General features: G+C 68.0%; 23 protein-coding genes. 1 reads left to right on the forward strand and 22 read right to left on the reverse strand.

The window, feature by feature from the left end:
- Position 1: 1 nt before the first annotated feature.
- The 12 genes from J2P76_RS16610 to J2P76_RS16665 all read right to left on the reverse strand — a co-directional run bounded on the left by J2P76_RS16610 (position 2) and on the right by J2P76_RS16665 (position 14,694).
- Positions 2–1,309: an MFS transporter gene (locus J2P76_RS16610; protein WP_207408778.1), complete on the reverse strand. Its 1,308-nt coding sequence runs from the start codon at positions 1,307–1,309 to the stop codon at positions 2–4.
- An 82-nt stretch (positions 1,310–1,391) separates the two neighbouring features.
- A complete protein-coding gene (gene pgsA / locus J2P76_RS16615; protein WP_207408779.1) occupies positions 1,392–1,964 on the reverse strand; it encodes a CDP-diacylglycerol--glycerol-3-phosphate 3-phosphatidyltransferase in 573 nt (190 codons plus the stop codon).
- A 45-nt stretch (positions 1,965–2,009) separates the two neighbouring features.
- Positions 2,010–3,839: an excinuclease ABC subunit UvrC gene (gene uvrC, locus J2P76_RS16620; RefSeq protein WP_207408780.1), complete on the reverse strand. Its 1,830-nt coding sequence runs from the start codon at positions 3,837–3,839 to the stop codon at positions 2,010–2,012.
- Complete coding sequence (nagZ, locus tag J2P76_RS16625; RefSeq protein ID WP_207408781.1) at positions 3,802–4,857, reverse strand: beta-N-acetylhexosaminidase; 1,056 nt, start codon at positions 4,855–4,857, stop codon at positions 3,802–3,804. The genes uvrC and nagZ overlap by 38 nt, the downstream gene beginning before the upstream one ends.
- A 42-nt stretch (positions 4,858–4,899) precedes the next feature.
- Positions 4,900–5,337, reverse strand: a complete 438-nt coding sequence (acpS, locus tag J2P76_RS16630; protein ID WP_207408782.1) for a holo-ACP synthase — start codon at positions 5,335–5,337, stop codon at positions 4,900–4,902.
- 84 nt (positions 5,338–5,421) lie between these two features.
- A complete protein-coding gene (locus J2P76_RS16635) occupies positions 5,422–6,162 on the reverse strand; it encodes a pyridoxine 5'-phosphate synthase (protein WP_207408783.1) in 741 nt (246 codons plus the stop codon).
- Complete coding sequence (locus J2P76_RS16640; RefSeq protein ID WP_207408784.1) at positions 6,159–7,661, reverse strand: efflux transporter outer membrane subunit; 1,503 nt, start codon at positions 7,659–7,661, stop codon at positions 6,159–6,161. The genes J2P76_RS16635 and J2P76_RS16640 overlap by 4 nt, the downstream gene beginning before the upstream one ends.
- Entirely contained in the window at positions 7,658–10,882 is a 3,225-nt protein-coding gene (locus tag J2P76_RS16645) for an efflux RND transporter permease subunit (protein WP_207408785.1), read from the reverse strand. Before J2P76_RS16645 ends, J2P76_RS16640 begins: the two co-directional genes overlap by 4 nt.
- A gap of 61 nt (positions 10,883–10,943) precedes the next feature.
- A complete protein-coding gene (locus tag J2P76_RS16650; RefSeq protein WP_207408786.1) occupies positions 10,944–12,197 on the reverse strand; it encodes an efflux RND transporter periplasmic adaptor subunit in 1,254 nt (417 codons plus the stop codon).
- Positions 12,198–12,351: 154 nt separating this feature from the next.
- On the reverse strand, positions 12,352–12,729 hold the full coding sequence (locus J2P76_RS16655; protein WP_207408787.1) for a helix-turn-helix domain-containing protein: 378 nt from the start codon (positions 12,727–12,729) through the stop codon (positions 12,352–12,354).
- Positions 12,730–12,931: 202 nt separating this feature from the next.
- Positions 12,932–14,113: a DUF3734 domain-containing protein gene (locus J2P76_RS16660; RefSeq protein WP_207408788.1), complete on the reverse strand. Its 1,182-nt coding sequence runs from the start codon at positions 14,111–14,113 to the stop codon at positions 12,932–12,934.
- The gene (locus J2P76_RS16665; protein ID WP_207408789.1) at positions 14,110–14,694 is read right to left on the reverse strand and encodes a DUF4136 domain-containing protein; all 585 of its coding nucleotides are present in this window, start codon (positions 14,692–14,694) and stop codon (positions 14,110–14,112) included. The genes J2P76_RS16660 and J2P76_RS16665 overlap by 4 nt, the downstream gene beginning before the upstream one ends.
- A gap of 129 nt (positions 14,695–14,823) precedes the next feature.
- Between J2P76_RS16665 and J2P76_RS16670 the strand changes: the two genes are divergently transcribed.
- Positions 14,824–15,630, forward strand: coding sequence for a TOBE domain-containing protein (locus J2P76_RS16670; RefSeq protein ID WP_207408790.1), 807 nt, complete (start codon positions 14,824–14,826; stop codon positions 15,628–15,630).
- Positions 15,631–15,689: 59 nt separating this feature from the next.
- Here the strand turns inward: J2P76_RS16670 and J2P76_RS16675 are convergent, their stop codons facing one another.
- From J2P76_RS16675 to J2P76_RS16720, 10 genes are all read right to left on the reverse strand, one after another.
- Positions 15,690–16,484: an ABC transporter ATP-binding protein gene (locus J2P76_RS16675; protein WP_207408791.1), complete on the reverse strand. Its 795-nt coding sequence runs from the start codon at positions 16,482–16,484 to the stop codon at positions 15,690–15,692.
- A 2-nt stretch (positions 16,485–16,486) separates the two neighbouring features.
- The gene (locus J2P76_RS16680) at positions 16,487–17,377 is read right to left on the reverse strand and encodes an ABC transporter permease (protein ID WP_207408792.1); all 891 of its coding nucleotides are present in this window, start codon (positions 17,375–17,377) and stop codon (positions 16,487–16,489) included.
- Between the two features lie 104 nt (positions 17,378–17,481).
- Positions 17,482–18,456 carry an ABC transporter substrate-binding protein gene (locus tag J2P76_RS16685; RefSeq protein WP_207408793.1) on the reverse strand — a complete coding sequence of 325 codons (975 nt, stop codon included), beginning with the start codon at positions 18,454–18,456 and terminating at the stop codon, positions 17,482–17,484.
- A gap of 159 nt (positions 18,457–18,615) precedes the next feature.
- Positions 18,616–19,932: a TRAP transporter large permease gene (locus J2P76_RS16690; RefSeq protein WP_207408794.1), complete on the reverse strand. Its 1,317-nt coding sequence runs from the start codon at positions 19,930–19,932 to the stop codon at positions 18,616–18,618.
- The gene (locus J2P76_RS16695) at positions 19,929–20,423 is read right to left on the reverse strand and encodes a TRAP transporter small permease subunit (RefSeq protein ID WP_207408795.1); all 495 of its coding nucleotides are present in this window, start codon (positions 20,421–20,423) and stop codon (positions 19,929–19,931) included. Before J2P76_RS16695 ends, J2P76_RS16690 begins: the two co-directional genes overlap by 4 nt.
- 59 nt (positions 20,424–20,482) lie before the next feature.
- Positions 20,483–21,478 (reverse strand): TRAP transporter substrate-binding protein DctP, encoded by a 996-nt coding sequence (gene dctP / locus J2P76_RS16700; RefSeq protein ID WP_207408796.1) that lies wholly within the window; start codon positions 21,476–21,478, stop codon positions 20,483–20,485.
- 139 nt (positions 21,479–21,617) lie between these two features.
- Positions 21,618–23,159: an AMP-binding protein gene (locus J2P76_RS16705; RefSeq protein WP_207408797.1), complete on the reverse strand. Its 1,542-nt coding sequence runs from the start codon at positions 23,157–23,159 to the stop codon at positions 21,618–21,620.
- Between the two features lie 5 nt (positions 23,160–23,164).
- The gene (locus tag J2P76_RS16710; protein ID WP_207408798.1) at positions 23,165–23,959 is read right to left on the reverse strand and encodes an enoyl-CoA hydratase/isomerase family protein; all 795 of its coding nucleotides are present in this window, start codon (positions 23,957–23,959) and stop codon (positions 23,165–23,167) included.
- Positions 23,960–23,968: 9 nt separating this feature from the next.
- Entirely contained in the window at positions 23,969–25,264 is a 1,296-nt protein-coding gene (locus tag J2P76_RS16715) for a malonyl-CoA decarboxylase domain-containing protein (protein ID WP_207408799.1), read from the reverse strand.
- Positions 25,215–25,964, reverse strand: coding sequence for a GntR family transcriptional regulator (locus J2P76_RS16720; RefSeq protein ID WP_207408800.1), 750 nt, complete (start codon positions 25,962–25,964; stop codon positions 25,215–25,217). Before J2P76_RS16720 ends, J2P76_RS16715 begins: the two co-directional genes overlap by 50 nt.
- Positions 25,965–26,036: the final 72 nt, after the last annotated feature.

The following is a 26,036-nucleotide window of genomic DNA, read 5'->3' on the forward strand; positions in this document are numbered from 1 at the left end:
GTTATTTCTGGGGGCTGTAGTGCTTGCCTGGGGCCGGCGCCGCGGCCGACGCCTGGCGCGCCTGCACGGCGATCCATTGCGCCAGCAGGGCCGCCACGGCGAAGGCCAGGCCGGCGCCCACCCACGGCCCCTGGCTGATGCCGGCATCCAGCAGCAGGCCGAAGGCCAGCGGCCCCAGCGCCGAGCCGACATCCATGCCGGAATACACCAGGCCGTACACCGAGCCGATGGTGCCCTTGGGGGTGACGCGGCGGATCAGCATGTCGCGCGACGGGGCCGCCACGCCGGAACAAAACCCGGCCAGGCCCACCACCGCCGCCGCCAGGCCGGCGGGCACCAGCCCCAGGGCCAGCACCACCAGTGTCACGCCGGCCAGAATCAGGGCGACGGTAACCGTGCGTTCGGTGCGGGGGGTGGCCGACACCAGGAAGCCGCCGGCCGCCATGCCCAGGGCCGAGGCCACCATATAGCCCGACAGGGCCGAGCTGGCGGCCACCTTGGACAAATCGTAAAGCTGGCCGAGCAGCGGAATGGTGTAGTTCTGCACCGACGACAGCGCGATCGAGGTGCAGGCGAAGAACAGGAAGGCGCCCCACAGGGCCGGCTTGGCCAGCAGCGCCGACAGGGTGGCCAGCACGCCGTCCTGGGGCGGCGCGGCGGCGGGCGCCTCGGGCCTGGCCTGCGCGGGCTCGGACAGGCGCGCCGCGCCGCCGATCAGGTCGCGGCCCAGGATGGTCAGCAGCAGCACCAGCGCCACCAGGCCGGCCGCGCTGAAGGCGGCCACGCGCCAGTCGGCCAGCAAGGTGATGGACGTGATGAACACCGGCGTCAGGGCCCAGCCCAGGTTGCCCGTCAGGCCGTGCGTGCTGAACGCATGCCCCAGGCGCGGCGCGCTGATGCGGTTGTTCATGATGGAATAGTCGGCCGGATGGAACACAGAATTGCCGGCGCCGCCCACCACGGCGGCCAGCAGCAGCATGGGGTAGCCGTTGGCCGAACCGATCAGCACGCCCGACAGCACGAAACTGGACAGGCCGAACCACAGCACCGGCCGGGCGCCGATGCGGTCCACCACGAAGCCGGACGAGGCCTGGCCGACGCCCGACACCACATAGAACGTGGACACCAGCAGCCCCAGGCGGGCGAAATCCAGGTCGAACGCCGTGCCCAGCGACACGTACAGCGACGGCAGCACCAGCTGGAAGAAATGCGACGAGGCGTGCGCGATGCCGATCAGCAGGATGGTGAGCCAGTCGCGGCGGCGTAATTCGGGGGAATCCAGCGTGGCGGTATCTGCGGCGGAAGGCATGTCAGCGGTGGCCTGTACGGCCGTGAAAAGCGCGGGCACTGCGGGCCCGCGCGGGTGGATACAAGGTTTCGGACGTGCAGGCCTATTGGGATTTCTCGCGGATGGCGGGCCAGGCGCGCTGCAGGTAATACAGCATGGACCAGACCGTGAGCACGGCCGCGATGACGATCAGCACGTCGCCCAGCAGGCGGCTGGACAGCCCGAACAGCGGCTGGTTGTACAGCAGGCAGGGAATGGCGACCATCTGGGCGGCGGTCTTGAACTTGCCCAGGCGGTGCACCGCCACGCTGGCGCTGGCGCCGATCTTGGCCATCCATTCGCGCAGGGCCGAAATGGTGATTTCGCGCCCGATGATGATCAGGGAAATAAAGGCGTCGACCCGCCCCAGGTCGAGCAGCACGATCAGGGCGGCGCAGACCATGAGCTTGTCGGCGACCGGATCGAGGAACGCGCCGAAGGCCGAGGTCTGGTTCCAGCGGCGCGCCAGCCAGCCGTCGAACCAGTCGGTCAGGGCCGCAATGATGAACGCCCAGGCAGCCAGGGTATCGCGCGCCGGCTCGGCCATCCAGGAGCCGGGAATGTAGAAAAGCCCGACCACCAGCGGGATCATGGCGATGCGCAGCCATGTCAGGATAATAGGGACGTTGATTGGCATAATGGGCATATGCTACATCACCCAAGAGAAAAGAGCCCTTCCCCCCTATCCTCTTAGGGCTTCGTAGATACGCTCGGCCAGGTCGTGCGAAATGCCGTCGACCGAGGCCAGGTCTTCGATGCTGGCGGAGGCCACCCCTGAAAAACCGCCGAACCGCGCCAGCAGCCGCTGGCGGCGGCGCGCGCCGACGCCTTCGATTTCTTCCAGGCGCGACACATTGCGGGCCTTGGCGCGGCGCGCGCGCATGCCGGTAATGGCGAAACGGTGGGCTTCGTCGCGCACCTGGGCGATCAGCATCAGGGCGGCCGATTCGCCGCCCAGGGCCACCGGCGGGCGGCCGTCGGCGAATACCAGGGTTTCCAGGCCGACCTTGCGCCCTTCCCCCTTGGCCACCCCCACCAGCGTCTGGATGTCGAGCCCCAGTTCGGCGAACACCTGCCGCGCCACCTCGACCTGGCCCTTGCCCCCGTCGATGAGCACCAGCCCCGGCATGGGCGCCTCGCCGTCGGCCACCTTGCCGAAGCGGCGCGTCAGCACCTGGCGCATGGCGGCGTAGTCGTCGCCGGGCGTGATGCCGGCGATGTTGTAGCGCCGGTACTGGGCCGGCTGCATGTCATGGTGCAGGAACACCACGCAAGAGGCCTGGGTGGCCTCGCCGGCGGTGTGGCTGATGTCGAAGCACTCGATGCGCAGGCCGTCCAGCGCGGTTTCGTCGGTGTCCAGGTCGAGCGCCTCGGCCAGCGCCAGCGTGCGCGCGGCGCGCGCGCCCGATTCGGTCAGGGCGCGGGCCAGCGCCATGTCGGCATTCTTGGCCGCCTGTTCGAGCCAGGCGCGGCGCACGCCCTGCGGCCGGGTCAGCACGCGCGCGGGGCGCGCGTTGGCCTGCTCGGCCAGCAGGGTCATCAGCCCGGCATCGGGCAAGGCATGCGAGCACACCAGCACGGGCGGCAGCGGGTTGTCGGTGTAATGCTGCGCGATGAAGGCCTCGAGCACCTGCGGCGCGTCCTGGCCGTCGACGTGCACCGGAAAGAACGGCTTGTCGCCCAGGTGGCGGCCGGCGCGCACCATCGCCAGATTCACGCAGGTTTTGCCGCCTGCGGCGGCCACGGCGATGATGTCGGTGTCTTCGCCGCCCGTGTCTTCCATGGTTTGCTGGTGCAGCACCCGGGCCAGCGACCCCATCTGGTCGCGCAGCGCGGCGGCCTCTTCGAAGCGCAGCTCGCCGGATGCCTGCAGCATGCGCTGCTCGATCTCGCCCATGACCTCGCGCGCCTCGCCGTTCAGGAAGCGGCCGGCGCGCGCCACATCGCGCGCGTAGTCGTCGGCCGCGATGGCGCCCACGCAGGGCGCCGAACAGCGGCCGATCTGGTGCAGCAGACAGGGACGCGAGCGATTGGCGAATACCGTGTCTTCGCAGGTGCGCAGGCGGAACACCTTCTGCAAAATCTGGATGGTTTCGCGCACCGCCCAGGCATTGGGAAACGGCCCGAAAAACTGGCCGCGCTTGTTGGTGGCGCCGCGGTAGTAGGCGATGCGCGGCCATTCGTGGCCGGTGATGAGCAGGTACGGGTACGACTTGTCGTCGCGGAACAGGATGTTGTAGCGCGGCCGCAGGCTCTTGATGAGGTTGTTTTCAAGCAGCAGCGCCTCGGCCTCGGAACGCGTGACCGTGACCTCGACGCGCGCCACCTTCGCCACCATCTGGGCGATGCGCGGGCTGGCCAGGTTCTTCTGAAAGTACGACGAGACGCGCTTTTTCAGGTCGCGCGCCTTGCCCACGTACATGACGACGCCGTCGGCGTCGATATGGCGGTACACACCGGGCAGGTGCGGCAGGTCAGCCAGGAACGATTTGAGATTGAATTCGTCGGGCATGCTGGTAGCGGGTTTCGGCTTGCAGGGCGTCCCAGCCGGGCGCGGCAAAGCGCGGCATCAGGCGGCGGATGCGGGCCACGGATTCGGCGGCATGCGCCACGTCCAGGCGCTGCAGCAGGTCGTCGGCCAGGTCGGGCCGGTTGCACACCAGCACCATGTCGCAACCGGCGCCCAGCGCGGCCTGCGCGCGCGCCAGGATGTCGCCCGCCACCGTCGCGCCTTCCATGGTGAGGTCGTCGGAAAACACCACGCCGTCGTAGCCCAGCTGGCCACGCAGGATGTCCTGCACCCAGCGGCGCGAAAAGCCGGCCGGCTGCTTGTCGACCTTGGGGTAGATGACGTGGGCCGGCATGACCGCCGGCAGCACGGCATCGCCCAGCCAGGCATAGGGCGCGGCGTCGTCTTTCAGGATGCGCTCGAGCGTGCGCGGATCGACCGGCATTTCGTGGTGCGAGTCGGCGCCCACGAAGCCATGCCCCGGGAAATGCTTGCCGCAGGCGGCCATGCCGGCCTGCGCCAGGCCCTGCGCCAGCGCGCGGGCCAGCATGGCCACCACGCGCGGGTCGCGGTGGAAGGCGCGATTGCCGATGACTTTGCTGACGCCGTAGTCCAGGTCGAGCACCGGCGTGAAGCTGAGGTCGACGCCGCAGGCCCGCAGTTCGGCCGCCAGCACGTAGCCCGCCTCGGTGGCCAGGCGCATGGCGGCCAGAGGGTCGCGGTCCCAGGCCTTGCCCAGCGCCTGCATGGCGGGCAGCGGCGTGAAGCCGTCGTCGCGGAAGCGCTGCACCCGGCCGCCTTCGTGGTCGACCGCGATCAGCAGGGGCTCGCCGCGGGCGCGGTGGATTTTGCGGGTCAGCGCGCACAGCTGCTTGCGGTTTTCGAAGTTGCGGGCGAACAGGATCACCCCGCCCACCAGCGGGTGCCGCAGGCGGCGCTTTTCGTCTTTGGTGAGCGTGGTGCCGGCCACATCGACCATTACCGGGCCGGGCGGCAGCGGGGTTTTGCTTTTCTTGGCCATATGGGGATCAGTCCTTGGATATGCGGAAATGGCGAACCGGCCTCAGGGCTTGCGCTCGACCACCACATAAGCGGCGGCCAGGTCGGATTCGTCGGTAATGGAAACATGGGCGGCGCCGAAGCGCGGCTGGTACCACTGCAGCAGGCTGGGCGCCAGCACCAGCACCGGCCGGCCGCCCGGCGCATTGAGCGTTTGCACGCGCGTCCAGGTCATGGGCATGCGCATGCCCAGGCCGATGGCCTTGGAAAAGGCTTCTTTGGCGGCAAAGCGCGTGGCCAGGAAGCGCACCCCGCGGGCCGGGTCGCGGGCGCGGCGCGCGTGGAATTTCTGCAATTCTTCCGGGCCCAGGATTTTTTCGGCGAAGCGGTCGCCATGGCGTGCCAGCGCGCGCTCGATGCGGTCGATGCGCAGCAGGTCCATGCCGATGCCGGCGATGCCGCCGGATGGCTGAAAAGAAGAAATGACGGGCGTATCGGACATCGGGTTCGGGGTCGGCACACGGAACGCGGGGCGGCCTCCACCCCGCATCTGGAATGATACGCGACCGGGCCCCGTCCGGCGCGGCTAGCGGCCCCGCAACGCCTGCCCGCGGGCCTGCACCATCAGGGCCTTCATGTCGCGCACGGCTTTTTCCCAGCCGTCGAACACGGCCTGGGCCACGATGGCATGGCCGATGTTGAGTTCGGCGATGCCGTCGAGCGCCGCGATGGGCGCCACGTTGCCGTAATGCAGGCCGTGGCCGGCATTGACCCGCATGCCGTGGCGCAGGCCCTCGGCCAGCGCCGCGCGCAAGCGGTCGAGTTCGGGCCCGGCCTGGCCTTCGGGGGCCTCGGCGTAGGCGCCGGTGTGCAGTTCGATGACCGTGGCGCCCGCCTGGGCGGCGGCCTGGATCTGGGCCGGCTCGGGGTCGATGAACAGCGACACCCGGATGCCGGCGTCGTGCAGGCGCGCCACGGCGTCGCGCACGCTGTCCAGCGCGCCGGCGACTTCCAGCCCGCCCTCGGTGGTGAGCTCGGTGCGCTTTTCGGGCACCAGGCACACGTCGCTGGGGCGCACGGCGCAGGCGATATCGAGCATTTCCGGCGTGATGGCGCACTCGAGGTTCATGCGGGTGCGCAGCAGCGGCCGCATGGCGTGCACGTCGGCATCCTGGATATGGCGGCGGTCTTCGCGCAGATGCAGGGTGATCAGGTCGGCGCCCGCGTCTTCGGCGCGCAGCGCCGCCGCCACCGGATCGGGATAGGCCGTGTGGCGCTGCTGCCGCAGCGTCGCCACGTGATCGATGTTGACGCCCAGTTCTATCATGGTGCTTTCGCGGAAGATACCTGCGTGGCTTCGTTCCAGCCGCCGCCCAGCGCCTTGTACAGTTCGACGCGGTTGTTCAGGGCCTCCAGGCCGGCCTGCACCAGGCCCAGCTGCGCGCTGAAGAAATCGACCTGTGCGGTCTGCACCTGCAGGTAGTTGTCGATGCCGTTGGTATAGCGCAGGTTCGACAATTCCAGCGTGCGGGCGGTGGACGTCTGCAGCGAGCGCAGCGCGTCGAGCTGCGCGCTGTACGTGGCTTCGCCGGCCAGCGCGTCCGAGACTTCCTGGAACGCCTGCTGGATGGTCTGCTCGTACTGCGCCACCGCGATGTTGTCGCGCGCCTTGGCCACGTTCAGCCCTTCGCGGATGCTGCCGCCGGCGAAGATGGGCGTGGTGATGGACGGCGTGAAATTCCAGGCCCGTTGCCCGCCCTCGAACAGCGAGCCCATCGAGGTGCTGGCAAAGCCCAGCATGCCCGTCAGCGAAATGGTGGGAAAGAACGCCGCGCGGGCCGCGCCGATGTTGGCATTGGCGGCCTTGAGCTGGTTCTCGGCCGCCATGATGTCGGGACGGCGCTCGAGCAGGTCGGACGGCAGGCCGGCCGGCACGGTGGCCAGCAGCTGGTCGCGGCCGAACTCGGCGGGCGCCGGCAGGTCGGCCGGCAGCGGCGTGCCCACCAGCACGGTCAGCGCGTTGATGGACTGCGCCCGCACCCGCGCCAGCTGCGCCAGGTCGGCCGAGGCCGAATCGAGCAGGCCCCTGGACTGGTTCAGCTCGAGCTCGGACGCCACACCGCCGTCGAAGCGGCGCTTGACCAGGTTGTAGGACTCCTGGCGCGAGGCCAGCGTCTTGCGGGTCAGGTCGAGCTGGACCTCGGCGGCGCGCTGCGTGAAATACGCCTGCGCCACCGCGCCCACCAGGGTGATGTGCACGCTGCGCTGCGCCTGCTCGGTGGCCAGGTACTGCTGGTAGGCCGCTTCGGACAGGTTGCGCAACCGGCCGAACAGGTCGATTTCGAAAGTGGTAAGGCCGATGCCCGCCTGGAAGGTGTTGCCCACCGTGTCGGTGCCCGTCGGGCTCATGTTGGCCGGCACGCGCTGGCGCGTGCCGTCGGTGCCGGCGCCGATGCTGGGCCACTGGGCGCCGCGCTGCACGCCGTACTGGGCGCGCGCTTCTTCGACGCGCTGCACCGCCACGCGCAGGTCGCGGTTATTGACCAGCGACAGCTCGATCAGCGCCTGCAGGCGCGGGTCGCGGAAGAAGTCGCGCCAGCCGATGTCGGCCGCCGGCACGCTGCCCTGCGGCGCCACCGCCTGGGCGGGCTGTTCGGACAGCGACGTGGGCTGGTCGTAGCCGCCGTACTGCACCTTGGGCTGCGCCGGCCAGTCGCCCGGCACGGGCGATTCGGGGCGCTGGTAATCGGGGGCCAGCGAGCAGCCGGCCAGCACCGCTGCCAGGCATGCCGACAGCGCGGTTCGTTTGTACATCAGGGCTGTCATTCCTTGCCCTCCTGGCCGGGCGCCGCGGACGGCCCGCTGCCGGATTGGTCGGACTCGGCCTCGCGGGCGCGCTTGGCGGCCTGCTCGGCTTCGAATTCCTTCAGTTCATTACCCAGCAGGCGCGGCTTGGTCTTGAAGAAGCTGAGCACCACCACGAAGAACGTCGGCACGAAAATCACGGCGAACGGCGTGGCCGCCAGCATGCCGCCCAGCACGCCGATGCCCACCGCGCGCTGGCTGGCCGCGCCCGCGCCGGTGGCGATGGCCAGCGGGATCACGCCCAGGATGAAGGCCAGCGAGGTCATCAGGATGGGGCGGAAGCGCAGGCGCGCCGCCTCGACCGTGGCCTCGTACAGCCCCATGCCGCGAGCGTACTGGTCTTTGGCGAATTCGACGATTAGGATGGCGTTCTTGGCGGCCAGGCCGATAACAGTGACCATGCCCACCTGGAAGTACACGTCGTTGGACATGCCCAGAACGGACACCAGCGCCACCGCGCCCAGCATGCCCAGCGGCACCACCAGCATCACCGACAGCGGGATGGCCCAGCTTTCGTACAGGGCTGCCAGCACCAGGAACACCACCAGCAGCGACAGGCCCATCAGGATGGGAGCCTGGCTGCCCGCCTGGCGCTCTTGGTACGACAGGCCGTTCCACTCGTAGCCGAAGCCCGACGGCAGCTGGCCCACCAGGCGTTCCATTTCGGCCATGGCCTCGCCCGTGGTGTAGCCGGGCGCCGCGTCGCCGCCGATACGCATCGACTCGTAGCTGTTGTAGCGCACCACCTGCACCGGGCCCTGGGTCCACTTGGCCGACACGAAGCTCGACAGGGGCACCATGCCGCCCTGGGTATTGTTGACGTTCATCTTGAGGATGTCGTCGACCTGCATGCGATGGCGCGCCTCGGCCTGCACCCAGATGTTCTGCATGCGGCCCATGTTGGGGAACTTGTCGATGTAGGCCGAGCCCAGCGCCGTGGAAAGCAGCGTGGCGGCCGCGTCGAAGTCCACGCCCAGGGCGGCGGCCTTGTCGCGGTCGATGGTCAGGTTCAGCTGCGGCCCCTCGCCCAGGCCCGTGATGCGCACCTGCGACAGCACGGGGCTCTTCATGGCCATGCCCATCAGCTGGGCGGTGGCCTGGGCCAGCGCCGCGGTGCCCGCGTTGGCGCGGTCCTGCAGGCGGAAGTCGAAGCCGCTGGCGTTGCCCAGCGAAGAAATGGCGGGCGGCACCAGCGTGAACACCTGTGCGTCGTGGATACCCATCAATTGCTTCTGGAAGGCGGCGAACGCGATCGCGCCGGCCGAATCCTTGGGGTCCTTGCGCTCCGAGAAGTCTTTCAGGGTCGAGAACGCGATGGCCGCGTTCAGGCCGTTGCCGTTGAAGCTGTAGCCCTGCACCGTGATGATGTTCTCCACCGCGGGCAGCGACATGAAATAGCTTTCGACCTGCTCGAGCACCTCGACCGTGCGGTTGGCGCTGGCGCCGGTGGGCAGCTCGATGTTGCTGACCACGTAGCCCTGGTCTTCCTCGGGCAGGAACGACGACGGCAGGCGCAAGTACAGCCAGCCCAGCAGCACCACCAGCAACAGGAAGAACAGCATCATGCGCCCCCCCTTGTGCAGGATGCGCGCCACCCAGTTCTGGTAGTGGTGCGTGGTGGCGTCGAAGCGGCGGTTGAACCAGCCGAAAAAGCCCTTCTTGTCGACGTGGTGACCCTTCGGGATGGGCTTCAGGATGGTGGCGCACAGCGCCGGCGTGAAGGTCAGCGCCAGGAAGGCCGAGAAGAAGATCGAGACGGCCATGGCCACCGAGAACTGGCGGTAGATGACGCCCACCGAGCCGCTCATGAAGGCCAGCGGCAGGAACACCGTGACCAGCACCAGCGTGATGCCCACGATGGCGCCGCTGATCTGCGGCATGGCCTTCTTGGTGGCCTCTTTGGGCGGCAGCCCTTCGGCGGCCATGATGCGCTCGACGTTCTCGACCACCACGATGGCGTCGTCCACCAGGATGCCGATGGCCAGCACCATGGCGAACATGGTCAGCACGTTGATGGAAAAGCCCAGCGCCAGCATCACCGCGAAGGCGCCCAGCATGGCCACCGGCACCACCAGGGCCGGGATCAGCGTATAGCGCACGTTCTGCAGGAACAGGAACATCACCAGGAACACCAGCACCATGGCTTCGCCCAGCGTGTGCACCACCTGTTCGATGGAGATCTTGACGTAAGGCGCGGTGTCGTACGGGATGTCGTACTTGATGTTGCCCGGGAAATACTGGGACAGCGATTCCATCTGCGCCCGCACGCCCTCGGCCGTGGCCAGGGCGTTGGCATCGGGCGACAGCACGATGGCGAAGGCGGCGGTGGGCTTGCCGTTCAGGCGCGCGCCGAACTGGTAGTTGTCGGCACCGACCTCGATGCGCGCCACATCGCGCAGCCGCACCGACGAGCCGTCGGTATTGGCGCGCAGCACGATGTTGCCGAAGGCCTCTACCGACGACAGCTGCCCGTTGACGATGACCGTGGCGGTGGAGCGCTGGCTGTCGGGGTTGGGCGGCGCGCCCATGCTGCCGGCCGAGATCAGCACGTTCTGCCGGCTGATGGCGGCGTTGACCTCGGCCGCGCTCAGATTGAAGCCCACCAGCTTGTCGGGGTCGATCCAGACGCGCATGGCGCGCGGCGCGGCGAACAGCTGGAACTGCCCCACGCCGGGCACGCGCGAGACCGGGTTCTGGACGTTGCGGGTGATGTAGTCCGCCAGCGCGGTCTGGTCCAGCGTGCCGTCGGTGGACGACAGCGTGACGATCATCAGGAAGCCGGCGCTGGTCTGTTCGTACTGGATGCCCTGCTGGTTCACGGCCACCGGCAGCTGCGCGGACACGTTGGACACGCGGTTCTGCACGTCGACCTGCGCCAGATCGGGGTCGGTGCCCGGCGCGAAGGTGGCGGTAATTTGCGACTGGCCGTACGAGTCACTGACCGACTCGTAGTACAGCAGGCCCTTGGCGCCGTTGAGCTGGTCTTCGATGATGCTGGTGACCGACTCGGCCACTTCTTTGGCCGAGGCGCCGGGATAGGTGGCCGTGATGGTGATGGCCGGCGGCGCCACGTCGGGATACTGCGCGACCGGCATATTGGGGATCGCCAACAGCCCGGCCAGCAGGATGAACAGGGCGACTACCCAGGCGAAGATTGGTCGATCGATAAAAAATTGCGGCATGTGGGCTGACTCTGGAAGTGCTCACGAAAACAGGAACGCGGCGCCAGGCGCCGCGTGCCGTTCAGGACTGCTGCCCCGAGGCCGGTTGTTCGGGCTTGGCGCCGCCGGCCGGTTTGTCGGCGGGCTGGCCGGCTGGCTTGTCTTCCGGCTTGCCGGCCTGGGGAGCCGCCTTGCCGGCGCCCCCCGGCTGCCATGGCGAGGCCTGCACCGGAACGCCCGGGCGGATCTTCTGGAAGCCTTCGACCACCACCACGTCGCCCGCCTTCAGGCCGCTGGTAATGAGCCACTGGTTGTCGATCACGGAACCGGTGGTGACCGGCACCTGCTCGATCTTTTTGTCTTTCACCAGCATCAGGCTCTGCATGCCGTCGGCAGTGCGCTGCAGGGACTGCTGGGGCACCATCAGCGCCTGCTGGTCGGTGCCTTCGTCGACACGCACGCGCACATACATGCCCGGCAGCAGGATGTTGTCGGGATTGGGCACTTCGGCCCGCAGGTTCACCTGGCCGGTGGTCGGGTCGACCGTGATGCCGGTGAACAGCAGCTTGCCGGGATGCGGGTAGATCGAACCGTCTTCCAGCACGACATCGACCTTGGCGGCATCCTTGCCCACGCGCTCCATCTGGCCGCTGGCAAAGGCCTTGCGCAGCTTGGCCAGGTCGACGGTGCTTTGCGTGAAATCGATGTAGATCGGGTCGAGCTGCTGCACCAGCGCCATCTGCGTGGCCGAGGTCCCCTCGACCAGCGCGCCTTCGGTGACCAGCGGCTTGCCGATGCGGCCCGTGATGGGCGACGTGACATCGGTGTAGCCCAGGTTGATCAGGGCGTTGTCCAGGTTGGCCTTGGCCGCGGCTACCGAGGCCTCGGCCTGGCGGTAGCTGGCGACGGCGTTGTCGTATTCCTGCTTGCTGACCGCATTGGCCTTCACCAGCGGCGCGTAGCGGTTGGCCAACGCCTTGGCGCTGTACAGGTCGGCCTGGGCCTGCTTGAGCTGGGCGGCGGCCTGGTTGCGCGCGGCGACGTACGGCGCCGGATCGATCTTGAACAGCAACTGCCCGTCTTTGACGTCGCCGCCCTGTTCGAACTCGATTTTCTGCACAATGCCGGTCACGCGCGCGCGGATCTGGGCATCGCGCACGGCATCCACGCGGCCCGGCAGGTCGGACACGATGGAAGCGGGCTTGGGCTGAACCGTAATGACGCTGACCTGCGGCATGCCCGGATTCATTTGCGGATGTTCTTTGCAGCCCGCCAGAGCCAGGGCGACAAGCGCGGCGGCACCGAATCCCGAGACACGATGAGGCGAAAAACGCATGGATTCCTCACGGAGTAGAACCGTTGCGCGCAAGCCCGCGCACACGGGACCGAACGCATGGGGATGCGTTCGGGAAGCCCGTTAATGTACCGTATTTTTGTCTTAAAACTACAGCTTTTCGCGCATTCTTACTGTATTGCGCACTGTATGCTGGCTATGACGGCGCGTCCTCGCCGGCCAAATGGCCCAGGAACACGTAGCCCATGCCGTGCACGGTATGCAGTGGCAGGGTTGCGCCGGTGGCCTGCACTTTTTTGCGCAGCCGGCTGATCGACACATTGATGGTGCGCAGGCTGGTCTGCGGCAGCAGATGCGCCAAGGCCTCACGCGTGAGCTCGCGCCGCGGGCTGGACAGCAGGCACAGGAAGCAGGCCCGCTCGGTGGCGGTCAGGTTCAGGCGCTGGCCCTGCGGCGTGGCCAGCACCCAGCCCTGGTACAGCAGGCCCCACCAGCCATCGCGGCCGCTATGGTGGGCACGGAGAACAGGCCCGGCGGACTCGGGCGCGACAGGGGCAGACAGGGAAATGGCCATGACAAATGCAGGAAACGTGACGCGTTGCAAGGTAGAGATATAGGAACAACCAGACCGGCACACTGGATTGCCGGTCCGTGCCAAAGGCTACTCGGCATGGAACGTTTGCTGCGCGTCGTGGCACGGTGTCGGGCCAGAAATCAGACGAGTCTTACCCCACAACCCGGATCCAGGCGCCATGCCTGGCCAGGCCGGCCCTGGATCAGGAGGCCGTGCGATGGATGTCGTGCGCCACGAAGCTCTGGTCGGCGGGCGGCCGCTCGAGCACGGCCGGATCGGCCAGCGTGCGCCGGATGTCGGTCAGCCCGCTGTCCCAGTGGTCGCGCATGGCTTCCGAGCCGAACTCGTAGTCTTTCGAGTTGCGCTCGTAGTGCTTGGCTTCGTAGATCAGGTTGATGACATTGACCGCCGGCGTGCAGGCCTGGGCGCGGATGTCGGCGAATTCGGGGCTGTTGCGCTCGTGCTCGGGCAGCCGCTCGAGCAGGCGCTGCAGGCCGCGGCGCAGCTTCAGCACCCGCTGGTAGGTATTCGTGACGGTGCGGGTGCGGCTGGAATACTGGATGTCTTTCTGCCGTTCGGCCACTTCTTCCAGGTTGGTGGGCAGCGGCCCGCGCGCCGGCCACAGGTCGACCTGGAACGCCAGCGTGTCGCGCATGGGGTGCGCCGACAGCACCTGCGCCAGCGGCGTGTTCGAGACCACGCCGCCGTCCCAGTAGTATTCGCCGTCGATTTCCACGGCCGGGAAACCGGGCGGCAGCGCCCCCGAGGCCATGATGTGCTCGGCCCGCAACTGGGTGCGGGTGCTGTCGAAATAGGCGAAATTGCCGGTGCGGACGTTGACCGCGCCGAAGCTGGCCCGTACCTCGCCCCGGTTGAGCAGGTCGAAATCCACGTACTGGCGCAGCGTGGCGGCCAGCGGGGTGGTGTCGTAGAAGCTGGTGGCTGCCGGCCCGCCGCCGTGCAGCCAGTATGGCGGCGGAAAGCGCGGCTTGAAGAACCCGGGCTGTCCGGACATCAGGGCCTGGAAGGCGGCCAACTGCCCGTTCATGGCCGGCGAGCCGAAACCGAACGGCACGCCCTGGAACATGCGGGCCAGGGCGTCGCCCCACGGCAGCGCCGTGAAGCCGGTGGGGCGGCAGATGCTTTCCCAGAAGCCGCGCAGGCGTTCGACGCGTTCATCGGGCGGCGAGCCGGCGATGATGGCGGCGTTGATGGCTCCGATCGAGATCCCGGCGATCCAGTTCGGGCGGATGCCGGCCTCGTGCAGGCCCTGGTAGACCCCGGCCTGGTATGAGCCCAGCGCCCCGCCCCCCTGCAGGACCAGCGCCACGGTGTCGTAGGCCGGCGGCCGGCGCCGGCCGCGTCGGGGCGCCGCGGCGGTCATTTGGCCGGAGCGGGCACTTGCGGCGTGCCGTTGCCCGCGCGGAACGGATAGCGGCTGAAGATCTGCGCCACGCTGGCGTCGACATTCTGCGGCGACGCAACCTTGGCCACGTCGTCGACAATGCCCTGGCTGACGCCTTCCCAGACCAGCTGCTTGCGGCGGGCGTCGATGAGGTCGATGTTCAGCGTGCCCTGGTTGTACTGGTAGACATCGTCACCCCAGCCGTAGCCGGGCCAGCCGCCGTAAAAACCCATGCGATAGCCGTAGTACGGGCCGGGCGCCGGCGTAACCTGGGTTTTCTGTTGCAGCCTGGCATTGAAATTGACCAGCAGATCGGGCGACTGCGCATCGTAGGTATAGCCGCGCATTTCCATCTGGCCGCGCGTGGCGGTCTTCAGGCGTTCGGTAAGCAGCGAGCTGTAGCCCGCCTTGTCGGTGCCCAGGGGCGACATGAATCCGAAGCTGCGGTAGCGGGCAAAATCGGCGTCATGGTCGTAATCGCTGCGGATATCGGGCCCCGAAGCGCAGGCCGACAACAGGGTGGCCACGGCCAGGGCGGGCAAAAGCGCGATGCGTTTCATCAGAGTCTCCGCGAGAGGGTGCGCACGCATCATGCCGTGAAGCCCGCAAACTTGCAATACAGTCTCATTCGCATTGTGGCCCGGCGAGCCCCGCCGCTACACTATGCACTGCCTTTTTTCTCCATTGCCATGGCCCCTGCTCCGCTTGAACTCGACGGCTCGATCTGGCTGCGCGCCGGCGCCCAGACCTGGGGCGGCAAAAGCCGCATCGACCTGCTGACGCAGATCGACGCCACCGGCTCGATCAGCGCCGCGGCGCGCGCGGTGGGCATGAGCTACAAAGGCGCGTGGGACGCCATCGACGCCATGAACAACCTGGCCGGCGAACCTCTGGTGCTGCGCGCCACCGGCGGCAGGGGCGGCGGCGGCGCCCGGCTGACCGAGCGCGCGCACAAGCTGGTGGCCACCTTCCAGGCCCTGGAAGCCGAGCACCGGCGCGTCATGACGCACCTGGCGCAAGCCGGCCTGGACGCCGCCGGCGACCTGAACCTGATGAGGCGCATCATGCTGAAAACCAGCGCCCGCAACAAGCTGCTGGGCACCGTCAGCGCCATTCGCGCCGGCGCGGTGAACGACGAAATCTGCCTGCGCATCGCCGGCGGCCACCAGGTGGTGGCCACCATCACGCGCGAAAGCACCGCCGAACTGGCCCTGGAAGTGGGCGCGGAAGCCATCGCCCTGATAAAGGCGCCGTCGGTGCTGATCGCCCTGCCCGGCGACGGCCTGCGCCTGTCGGCCAGCAACCAGTTGCCCGGCACGGTGGCCCAGGTGCGCGCCGGGGCGGTCAACAGCGAAGTGATCCTGGACCTGGACGGCGGCGGCGCCATCGCCGCCATCGTCACCCAGGACAGCGTCCGCGCGCTGGGACTGGCGCCCGGCGTGCCGGCGCTGGCGGTGTTCAGCGCCTCGAGCGTGATCCTGGGCGTGGTGGCTTAGCGTCTAGCCAGGTGTCAGGCTCCGCAAGGTGCCTGACACCTGGTACAGAATCTGCGCCGCTACCCCAGCAGCAGCGCGTCGTCCGACAGTTTTTCGCCGCGCACGCGCTCGAACATGGCCAGCAGGTCGGGCACGTCCATGCCCTTGCGCTGGTCGCCCGAGACGTCCAGCACCACCTGCCCCTGGTGCAGCATGACGGTGCGTTCGCCGACGTCCAGCGCCTGGCGCATGCTGTGGGTGACCATCATGGTGGTCAGCCCGGCTTCGGCCACGATGCGCGCGGTGAGCTGCAGCACGAAGTCGGCCGTGCGGGGGTCGAGCGCCGCCGTGTGCTCGTCGAGCAGCAGGATGCGCGAAGGCTGCAGGGCCGCCATCAGCAGGCTGACCGCCTGCCGCTGCCCGCCGGACAGCAGGCCGATGCGGTCGGTCAGGCGGTTTTCCAGCCCCAGGCCCAGCGTGGCCAGGCGTTCGCGGAACCCTTCGCGCATGGACGCCTTGACCGCGCGGCTGAAACCGCGCCGCGCGCCGCGCAACTGGGCCAGCGCCATGTTTTCTTCGATGGTGAGATCTTCGCAGGTGCCCGCCATCGGGTCCTGGAACACCCGCGCCACGCGGCCGGCGCGCTGCCAGACCGGTTCGCGGGTAACGTCGGCGCCTTCGATCTCGATGCGCCCCGCATCGACCGGCAGGTCGCCCGACACCGCGTTCAGGAAGGTGGACTTGCCGGCGCCGTTGGAGCCGATCACGGTGACGAACTGCCCGCTGGGGATGTCCAGCGACAGGCCGCGCAGGGCCCGGGTTTCGATGGGCGTGCCGGCGTTGAAGGTGATTTTCAGGTCTTGTGCGCGCAGCATGGTCAGGCTCCTTTCTTGCCGAGCAGGCGGCGCTTCATCATGGGAATGACCAGGGCGATGGTGACCAGCACCGCGGTTACCAGGTTCAGGTCCTGGGCCTGCAGGCCGATGAAGTCGCTGTTGAGCGCCAGCGCAATGAAGAAGCGGTACACGATCGCGCCCAGGATGACGGCCAGCGTGGCCAGTACCATTTTGCGCGACGGCAGGATGCTTTCGCCCACGATGACGGCGGCCAGGCCGATGACGATGGTGCCGATGCCCATCGAGATGTCGGCCCCGCCCTGGGTCTGCGCGAACAGCGCTCCGGCCAGGCCCACCAGCGCGTTCGACAGGGCCATGCCGGCCAGGATCATGCCGCCGGTATTGACGCCCTGGGCGCGCGCCATGCGGCCGTTGGACCCGGTGGCGCGCATGGCCAGGCCGGCCTGGGTGGCCAGGAACCAGTCGAGCAGCAGCTTCACCAGTACCACCACGCCCAGCAGGATCAGGGGCCGCGCCACGTAGTCGCTGAGCCACTCGGGCTGCAGGATGGTGAATACCGTGGGCTCGGTGATCAGGGGCACGTTGGGCTTGCCCATGATGCGCAGGTTGACGGAATACAGCGCGATCATCATCAGAATGCTGGCCAGCAGGTCCATGATGCGCAGCTTGACGTTCAGCCAGCCGGTGATCAGGCCCGCCACGGCGCCCGCGGCGGTGGCGGCCACGGTGGCCGAAAATGGGTCCATGCCGCCCGAGATGAGCGTGGCGGCCACGGCGCCGCCCAGGGGAAAGCTGCCGTCGACGGTCAGGTCGGGAAAACGCAGCAAGCGAAAGGAAATCAGCACGCCCAGCGCAACCAGGCTGAAAATCAGGCCGATTTCCAGGGCGCCGAGCAAAGAGAACAGGGACATGAATCGAGTCGGGCCGGCCGCGTCTTGTGAACCCGGCCGGCGCTGCCTTGGATGTATTCAGAGAATGAAAGCACGCGCCGCCGGCCCGGGCCGGCGGCCGCGGACTACTTGACGACTTCGGCGGCCGACTTCAACAGCGCGTCGGACAGGGTGACGCCCTGCTTGGCGGCGGCGCCCGGATTGACGAACAGCCGCAGGTTGGAGCTGGTTTCCGACGCAATGGCGCCGGGCTTCTCGCCCTTCAGGATGCGCACCACGATCTTGCCGGTCTGCACGCCCAGATCGTGGTAGTCGATGCCCAGCGCCGCGATGGCGCCGCGCTTGACGCTGTCGGTGTCGGACGCGACCAGCGGAATCTTGGCGTCGTTGCCGACCTTGACCAGCGATTCGTAGGCCGACACGACGTTGTTGTCGGTATTGGTGTAGATGACGTCGACCTTGCCGATCAGGCTGCGGGCGGCCGAGGCCACGTCCACCGTGCGCGGCGCGGCCGCTTCAACCAGGGTCATGCCGGCCTTGGGCAGCAGCTCTTGCAGCTGCTTGACCACCACCACCGAGTTGGCCTCGCCGGGGTTGTACACCATGCCCACGCGCTTGGCGCCGGGCACGACCTTCTTGATCAGCTCGATCTGCTTGTCGAGCGCCAGCAGGTCGGACACCCCGGTAACGTTGGTGCCCGAAGCCGCCATGCTGGGCACCAGCTGCGCCGCCACCGGGTCGGTAACGGCCGAATACACCACCGGGACATCTTTGGTGGCCGCCACCACCGACTGCGCCGAGGGCGTGGCGATGGCCACGATGGCGTCGGGGCGGTCGCCCACGAACTTGCGGGCGATCTGCGCGGCCGTGCCGGTATTGCCCTGGGCGCTCTGGTATTGCCACTTGAGGTTCTTGCCGGACTCGTAGCCGGCCTGCTTCAGGGCGTCTTGCACGCCGTCGCGCACGGCATCGAGGGCGGGGTGTTCGACGATGGCCGTGACGGCCACCGATTTTTGCTGCGCCGCGGCAGGATCAGCGTGGATAGCCAGCGCCGCCGCCAGTGCGCCCACCGTCAGAAAATGTTTTTTTCCGATCAGCATAGGGGTAACTCCTTGCACCGTTTGGGTATTGTTTATTGTCACACGGCCGGCGCCGGCGGCTTCCCGCCGGCCGGCCGGCCCGTGAAACCGCTAAGTCTAACGTGTCGGGCCAGGCTTTGCGGCGCGGGAAATCCCTAGAATGGTGCACGAATCTCCGCACTAGGTCGCCGGACCCATGATGAGGTCGGGCAGCCAGGTAACGATCTGGGGAAACAGGCACAGCAGCACAATGCCCCCCAGCATGACCAGCACATAGGGCAATGACCCCCATAACACCTCTTTGGTGGGCACCTGTGGCGCGATGGAATTCAGCACGAACAGGTTCAGGCCGATGGGCGGGGTGATCAGGCCGATTTCCATGTTGATGGTCAGCACCACGGCGAACCAGTACGGGTCGAAACCGGCCTGGACCACGATGGGATACAGCAGCGGCGCGGCCATGACGATGACGGCCACCGGCGGCAGGAACATGCCCGCCACCAGCAGGAAGACGTTGATCATGCCCATCAGCACCCAGCGGTTGACCTCCAGCGCGGCAATGCCCTGCGCCACGGTCTGGGTGATGAACATCGACGACAGGGCGAAGGCGAACAGTTCCGCCGAGGCCATGATCATCATGATCATGACGCTTTCGCGCATGGCCGAGCCGAAAATGCCGGTGTAGGTCTTCATCTTCACCAGCCGGTAGACCACCGCGACGACCAGCAGGGTCAGCATGGCGCCGGCGCCGGCCGCCTCGGACGGCGTGGCCACGCCGCCATACAGCACGAACAGCAGGCCCACCACGATCATCAGCAGCGGCAGCACGCGCGGCAGCGTCAACAGCTTGTCGCGCAGCGAGTACGAAACCTTGCCCACGTCGAAGCTGAAGCCTTTGCGGCGCGCGTCCAGCAGCGCCCAGGCCATGAACATGGCGGTCAGCATCAGGCCGGGCAGCACGCCCGCCAGGAACAGCCGGCCGATCGAGGTCTGTGTGGAGATCCCGTAGACGATCATGGTGACCGAAGGCGGAATCAGGATGCCCAGCGTGCCGCCGGCCGCGATGGAGCCGGTGGCGACCGAGGCCGGATAGCCGCGGTTCATCATCTCGGGGATGCCCATCTTGCCGATGGCGGCGCAGGTGGCCGGGCTGGAGCCCGTCATGCCGGCGAAAATGGCGCAGGCGCCGATGTTGGACAGCACGAGCCCGCCCGGCACTTTGTACAGCCAGCGGTCCAGCGCCTTGTACAGGTCGCCCCCCGCCGGCGTGCCGGCCACGATGGCGCCCATGAGCACGAACATGGGAATCGAGACATAGGCCAGGTTGGCGATGCCGGCGAACATGGTCTCGGCCAGCACCTCGACCACGGACGGCCCCATGTCGAGGAACAGCCCGCCCACGGCGGCCAAGCCCAGCGCGAACGCAATGGGCATGCCGGTGCCCAGGAAGACGAACAGCGCGGCAATGATAGTAATAGCGGCCCAGGTCGGACTCATGCGTATTCTCCCGGCGAGCATATCTTGAGAATCTCAACCAGGTATTGCAGGCTGAGCAGGATGAATCCCAGCACCATCGGGGCCAGGGGTATCCATAATGAAATGGCGTCGATGGTGGGCGTGGTCCAGCCGCCGTCCCAGGCGGCGTACCAGTACATGGCGCTGGCCACGGCCATGATCACGCAGAATGCCAGGCCCAGAACAGAGGCCATCAGGTTCAGGCGCCGCAGGGCTTTGCCGCGCAGCAGCAGCTCGATCACCTCGACCCCGACGTGCCCGCGCGTCAGCAGTACGTAGGGCGCGCCGATGAAAATCGCGGCGGTCGCCGAAAACACCACTACCTCTGTCTGCCAGCTGGTGGGCGCGCGGAACACGTAGCGCATGAAGATCATCTGGCAGACCACCACCATGGCCACTATCAGCAAAAGCGCGGCCAGCACGCCGGCAGCGCGCGACAGGCGCTCGATCGCCGCAACAAAACCTCGAAGCATGGCTTCCCCTTCTTGTGAAATGGGCGGCGGGTTTTCCCCGCCGCCCTGTCCCTGCGCGGTTATTGCACCGCCAGCGCTTTCTGCAGCAGCTCTTCGCCGCCCTTGACCTTGTCGGCGAAATGTTTATAGGAAGACTTCTTGGCCACCTCCATCCAGGCATCGAAGTCGGCCTTGCTCATGGTGACGACTTCCACGCCGGCCTTGGTAAAGGCGTCGATCATCTTCTTCTCGCCCTTGCGCGCTTCTTCGGTGAAGTAGTCCTGGGCCTTCTGCGCGGCGGCCATGATGGCCTTCTGCTGTTCGGGCTTGAGCTTGTCATAGGTGCGCTTGGACATCACCACCGGCTCGTACATGAACCACAGCGCGTTCTCGCCCGGCGCGGTCAGGCACTTGGCCTGCTCGTACAGCCGGTACGACACGAAGCTGTCGTTGGACGTATTGGCCGCGTCCAGCACGCCGGTCTGCATGCCGGTGTAGACCTCGGACGAAGGCATCGAGGCGATCGAGGCGCCCGCCGCCGCCAGCATCTGCTCGAAGGCGGGGCCCGCGGCGCGAATGACCTGGCCCTTGATGGTATCGGGCGAGGTGATGCAGTGCTTCTTGGACGCGAAGCCGCCGGCCAGCCAGGCATCGGCGATCACGATCACGCCGTTTTTCTCCGTCAGGGCATGGATTTCTTTCATGAAATCCGACTTGTTCAGGCGCAGCGCATGGTCGAAGTTGCGCACCAGGCCAGGCATCAGCGTGGCCGAGAACTGCGGGACGCGGCCCGAGGCGTAATCCAGCGGGAATGCCGACATATCGAGCTGGCCGCGCGTCAGCGCTCCCCACTGCTCGGTGGCCTTGTACAGCGACGAGCCGGGAAAGACCTGGATTTTCAGGCCGACATTGGCGGCCGCCACTTCGCGGGCAATGATCTGCACCATTTCGTCGCGCGGATCGCCCTGCCCTCCCGGGAACTGGTGCGAGGCGCGCAGCGTGACTTCCTGCGCCATGGCCACCCCCGCGGCGGCCAGCGCCGCCCCGAGGACGGCGATGCGAATTGCGTTCTTCATGATCGTCTCCGTGTTCAGATAATTCTTTCGTGAAGGAACTGCAGCTGCGAATGGGCGCCAGTGCTTGGCCGGCGCCTTGCGTATGGGATGTGTGCGGGTGCGGATCTCCTGATTCGGCGAAAAGGGAATCGGCGCGCGGTCAGCGGCCGGCGTATTCGGTGCGCAACACGTTTTTCTGCACCTTGCCCATGGTGTTGCGCGGCAGCTGCTCGATCAGGTGGATCTGCTTGGGCACCTTGAAATTGGCGATGCGCGCCTTCAGCTCGGCCTGCATGGCGGCGGTATCCACCGCTGCGCCCGCGCGCGGCACCACCACCGCCACCACGGCCTCGCCGAAATCCGGATGCGGCACGCCGATCACGGCCGATTCCGACACGCCCGGCATCTCGTCGATGAGCAGCTCGATTTCCTTGGGGTAGACGTTGTAGCCGCCCGAAATGATCAGGTCTTTGCTGCGGCCGACGATGGACAGGTAGTCGCCGGGCACCTCGCGCCCGCCCGAGTCGCCGCCCCAGCGGCCCACGTCGCCGGTGCGGAACCAGCCGTCGGCCGTGAATTCTTCGCGGGTCTTCTCGGGCATGCGCCAGTAGCCGGCGAACACATTGGGCCCGCGCACCTGCACGTTGCCGATTTCGCCCGCGCCGAGCGTGGCGCCGGCGTCGTCGACCACCCGCACCTGCACGCCGGGTAGCGCCTTGCCCACGGTGCCGCCCAGGCGTTCGCCCGCGGCGGGATCGTACGGGTTCGACGTCAGCATGACGGTTTCGCTCATGCCGTAGCGTTCGAGAATGGTGTGGCCGGTGCGCTGCTGGAATTCGCTGAAGGTTTCCATCAGCAGCGGCGCCGAGCCGGAAATGAACAGGCGCATGCGCGCGCAGGCCGCGCGGTTGAAGCGCGCGTCGGCCAGCAGGCGCACGTAATAAGTGGGCACGCCCATCATCACCGTGCAGCGCGGCAGGTAGCGCAAGGCCTGCTCGACGTCCAGCCTGGGCAGCCAGATCATGCGCGCGCCGGCCAGCAACGCGCCGTGCGAGGCCACGAACAGGCCGTGCACGTGAAAAATCGGCAGCATGTGCAGCAGCACGTCGTCGCCGCGCCAGCCCCAGTAGCGGTGCAGCACCTGGGCGTTCGAGGCCAGGTTGCCGTGCGTCAGCATCGCGCCCTTGCTGCGCCCGGTCGTGCCCGAGGTGTACAGGATCGCCGCCAGGTCGTCGGCCCGGCGCGGCACGGCGTCGAACGACTGGCTCATGCCGCCGGCGGCGTCCAGCAGCGTGCCGCTGCGGTCTTCGTCGAGCGTATATACATGGCGGGTGCCGGCCTGGTCGGCCACGCGGCGCACCCAGTCCAGGTTCTTGCTGGCGCACACCACCACCGCGGGCTCGGCGTCGCCCAGGAAGTACGCTACTTCGTTCTCGCGATAGGCCGTGTTCAAGGGCAGGTAGACAAAGCCCGCGCGCAGCGTGGCCAGGTACAGCAACAGCGCCTCGGGCGACTTCTCGACCTGCACCGCCACGCGCGCGCCCTCGGGCAGGCCCAGCGAAGCGAGCAGGTTGGCCAGGCAGGCGCTGGCGCGGTCGATGTCGTCCCAGGTGTACAGCAGATCGGGCGTCTCCAGCGCGATCTTGCCGCGGTCGGCGGGAAAACCGCCTGCCAGGATGGTGTACAGATTGGCGTTGCTCACCTTGTCTAGTCTCCAGTGAATACGGGCGCCCGGCCCGCCAGGAAAGCGCCCACGCCTTCACGGTGGTCGCGGCTCTCGGCATAAGAAAAGAAGTCTTGATAATCGGCTTCGTCCAGCGGCGCGCCCTGCAGCAGCCGGCGCGCCTGGCGCTTGTTGATGCGGGCCGCCAGCGGCGCGCCCCGCATGATGCGGTCGGCGCTGGCGCGGGCCTGCGCGGCCACCTCGGCGTCCGGCACGACGCGGGTCAACAGGCCCAGCGCCTGCGCCTCGGCGCTGTCGAACACGCGGCCTTCGAGCAGGATGGCCAGCGTGGCGGCCCGGCCGGCCAGCGCCAGCAGGCCGCGCATTTCGTCGGGCGCCATGGGAAATCCCAGCCGGTTGATGGGCACGCCGAAGCGCGACGACGCGCCGGCGATGCGCAGGTCGCACTGGCAGGCGATTTCCAGGCCGCCGCCCACGCACACGCCGTCGATCTGCGCCACCACCGGATGCGGGCATTCGGCCACGGCGGCTAGCGCCGGCGCCAGCACCTGCTGGTGATAGCGGCGCACCCGCTGCAGGTCGCCGCGCACCATGGGAAACTCACGGATGTCGGCCCCGGCCGCGAACTGGCCGCCGGCGCCGCGCACGATCACGCAGCGCACGGCCCGGTCGGCGGCCAGCGCCTCGAAGACGCCGCGCAGCTGTTCCCACATGGCGACGGTAATGGCGTTCAGGCGCCCGGGATGCGACAGCGTGACCACGGCCAGCGCGTCTTCCCGTTCCAGCAGCACCTGCCCCGTTGACGGCGTTTCGTACATGGCCCGCCCCTACCCGATGCGCGCAATGCCGCGGCTGACGCGCGGCTTGCCCTCACCCAGCTGCGCCAGATTGGCGTCCAGGTCGTCCAGGTCGTACAGGTAATTGACCATCATCCCGCACGACTGGGCCAGGCCCTTGGGCGAGGTGTCGGCCGCCCAGTTCAGGCGCTCGATGCGCGCGCCGTTGCCCAGGTGAAAGCGCGCCACGGGATCCAGCGGCTGGCCGTTCTTCATCGACAGCAGGTAGTGCGCCGCCAGCTTCATGCCGGCGCGCTGCACCACTTCGGACGGCTTGCCGGCCGCGGCCTTGGCCAGCCGGGCCACCCAGCGCGCGCCATCGGGCGCGCCCGCGCGGGCGCGGGCCTTGTCGCGCACGATGCCTTCGACTTCCTGCGCGCTCAGGCGCGACAGCCAGTCGGCCAGGCCGGGAATGGGCGACAGCGTGGCGAACGAGCGCAGCTTGGGCACTTCTTCGAGCAGGCGCTCGATGACGCGCTTGAGCAGGAAGTTGCCGAAGCTGATACCGCGCAGGCCTGGCTGCGTATTCGAGATGGAATAGAAAATGGCCCAGCGCGCCTTGTCCAGGTCTTGCGGCGGCGCGCCCATGTCGAGCAGCGCCTGCACGTTGTCGGCCATCTGCGTGGAAAAGGCGACTTCGACGAAGATCAGCGGCACGTCGGGCATCTGCGGATGGAAATACGCGTAGCAGCGGCGGTCGGACGCCACCCGGTGGCGCAGGTCGTCCCATGAACGGATTTCGTGCACGGCCTCGTAGATGATCAGTTTTTCCAGCAGCGAGGCCGGCGAATCCCAGGTCAGCGGCCGCAGTTCCAGCAGGCCCACGTCGAACCAGGCCGACAGCAGGCTTTCCAGGTCTTTGTCCAGGGCCTGCAGGCCGGCCACCTGCTTGCGCCAGCGCAGCATGTCGGCCCGCAGGGCCACCAGGAAGCGCAGGCCGTCGGGCAGGCCGTTGAAGCGCTTGAACAGCCGCTGGCCCTGGTCGCCGCGCGGCTCCAGGCCGGCGCCGACCTGCGCCAGGCCGGCCAGCAGTTCGCGGCGGCGCTTGCTGTCGGCCGCGGCGTAGGCGCCGCACCAGCTGCGCGCCAGCTTGTTGGCGGCCACGTCGGTCAGGCGGGCCTGGAACAGCGGCAGGATCTCGGCGTCGCCGGGCAGCCGGCCGCGGTCCCACAGGCGGCTGAGCCGGGCCATCAGGCCGGCGTGTTCGGCGGCCTCGCCTTCCGGCGCGGCATCGCCCTCAGGCGGCCGTGCGCCGCGCGCGAGCGGACTGGAGTCTAGGGCGGTCATGGGCAGGCTCCTGGGTAAGGGACGGGGAAGAATCGGGTGGCGCGTCGGCCTCGCCGGCCAGCAGGCGCAGGGCGTCGAGCTGGCGCAGCAGGTGTTTGCGCGCCAGGGCCTCGGCGGCATCCGGATCGCGCGCCCTGAGCGCGGCGTAGATCGCCAGGTGCTCGGCGCAGGATTCGCCGATGCGGCCCGGCACGGTCAGGCTTTTATGGCGGAACAGGCTGAGCACCTTGCGCAGGTTGCCCACCATGTCCGACAGCCAGCGGTTGTCGGCCAGGGCCTGCACGGCTTCATGGATGAGGAAATTCGTGTCGTAGTAGGCGTCGATGCGGCCGGCGGCGGCATGGTCCGCCAGCGCCTGGTGCAGCGGCTCGAGCGCCGCCAGGTCGGCGTCGGACGCCTTCAGGGCGGCCTCGTGGGCGCAGCGCCCTTCCAGCATGGCCATCAGCGGGAAGATGTCTTCCAGGTCGCGCAGCGACAGCTCGTTGACGAAGCAGCCGCGGCGCGGTTCGAGCCGGACCAGGCCTTCGGTGGCCAGCACTTTCAGCGCTTCGCGCAGCGGCGTGCGCGAAATGCCCAGCAGGCCGGTCAGGCGGGTTTCGTCGATCCATTCGCCGCCGGCCAGCGCGTGCGAGCGGATCATGGCGCGCAGGCGGTCGGCCACTTCGAGATACAGCGCTTGCCGGACGATGGGAGCGGTCATGGACGGTCCGCGAGCGGTTCCTGTAATTCATAATTATAGGAAAACCCATCATACCTGCCGCTCCCTGGCGAG

The sequence above is a fragment of the Bordetella petrii genome, from assembly GCF_017356245.1.
Lineage (GTDB): Bacteria > Pseudomonadota > Gammaproteobacteria > Burkholderiales > Burkholderiaceae_B > Bordetella_A > Bordetella_A petrii_D.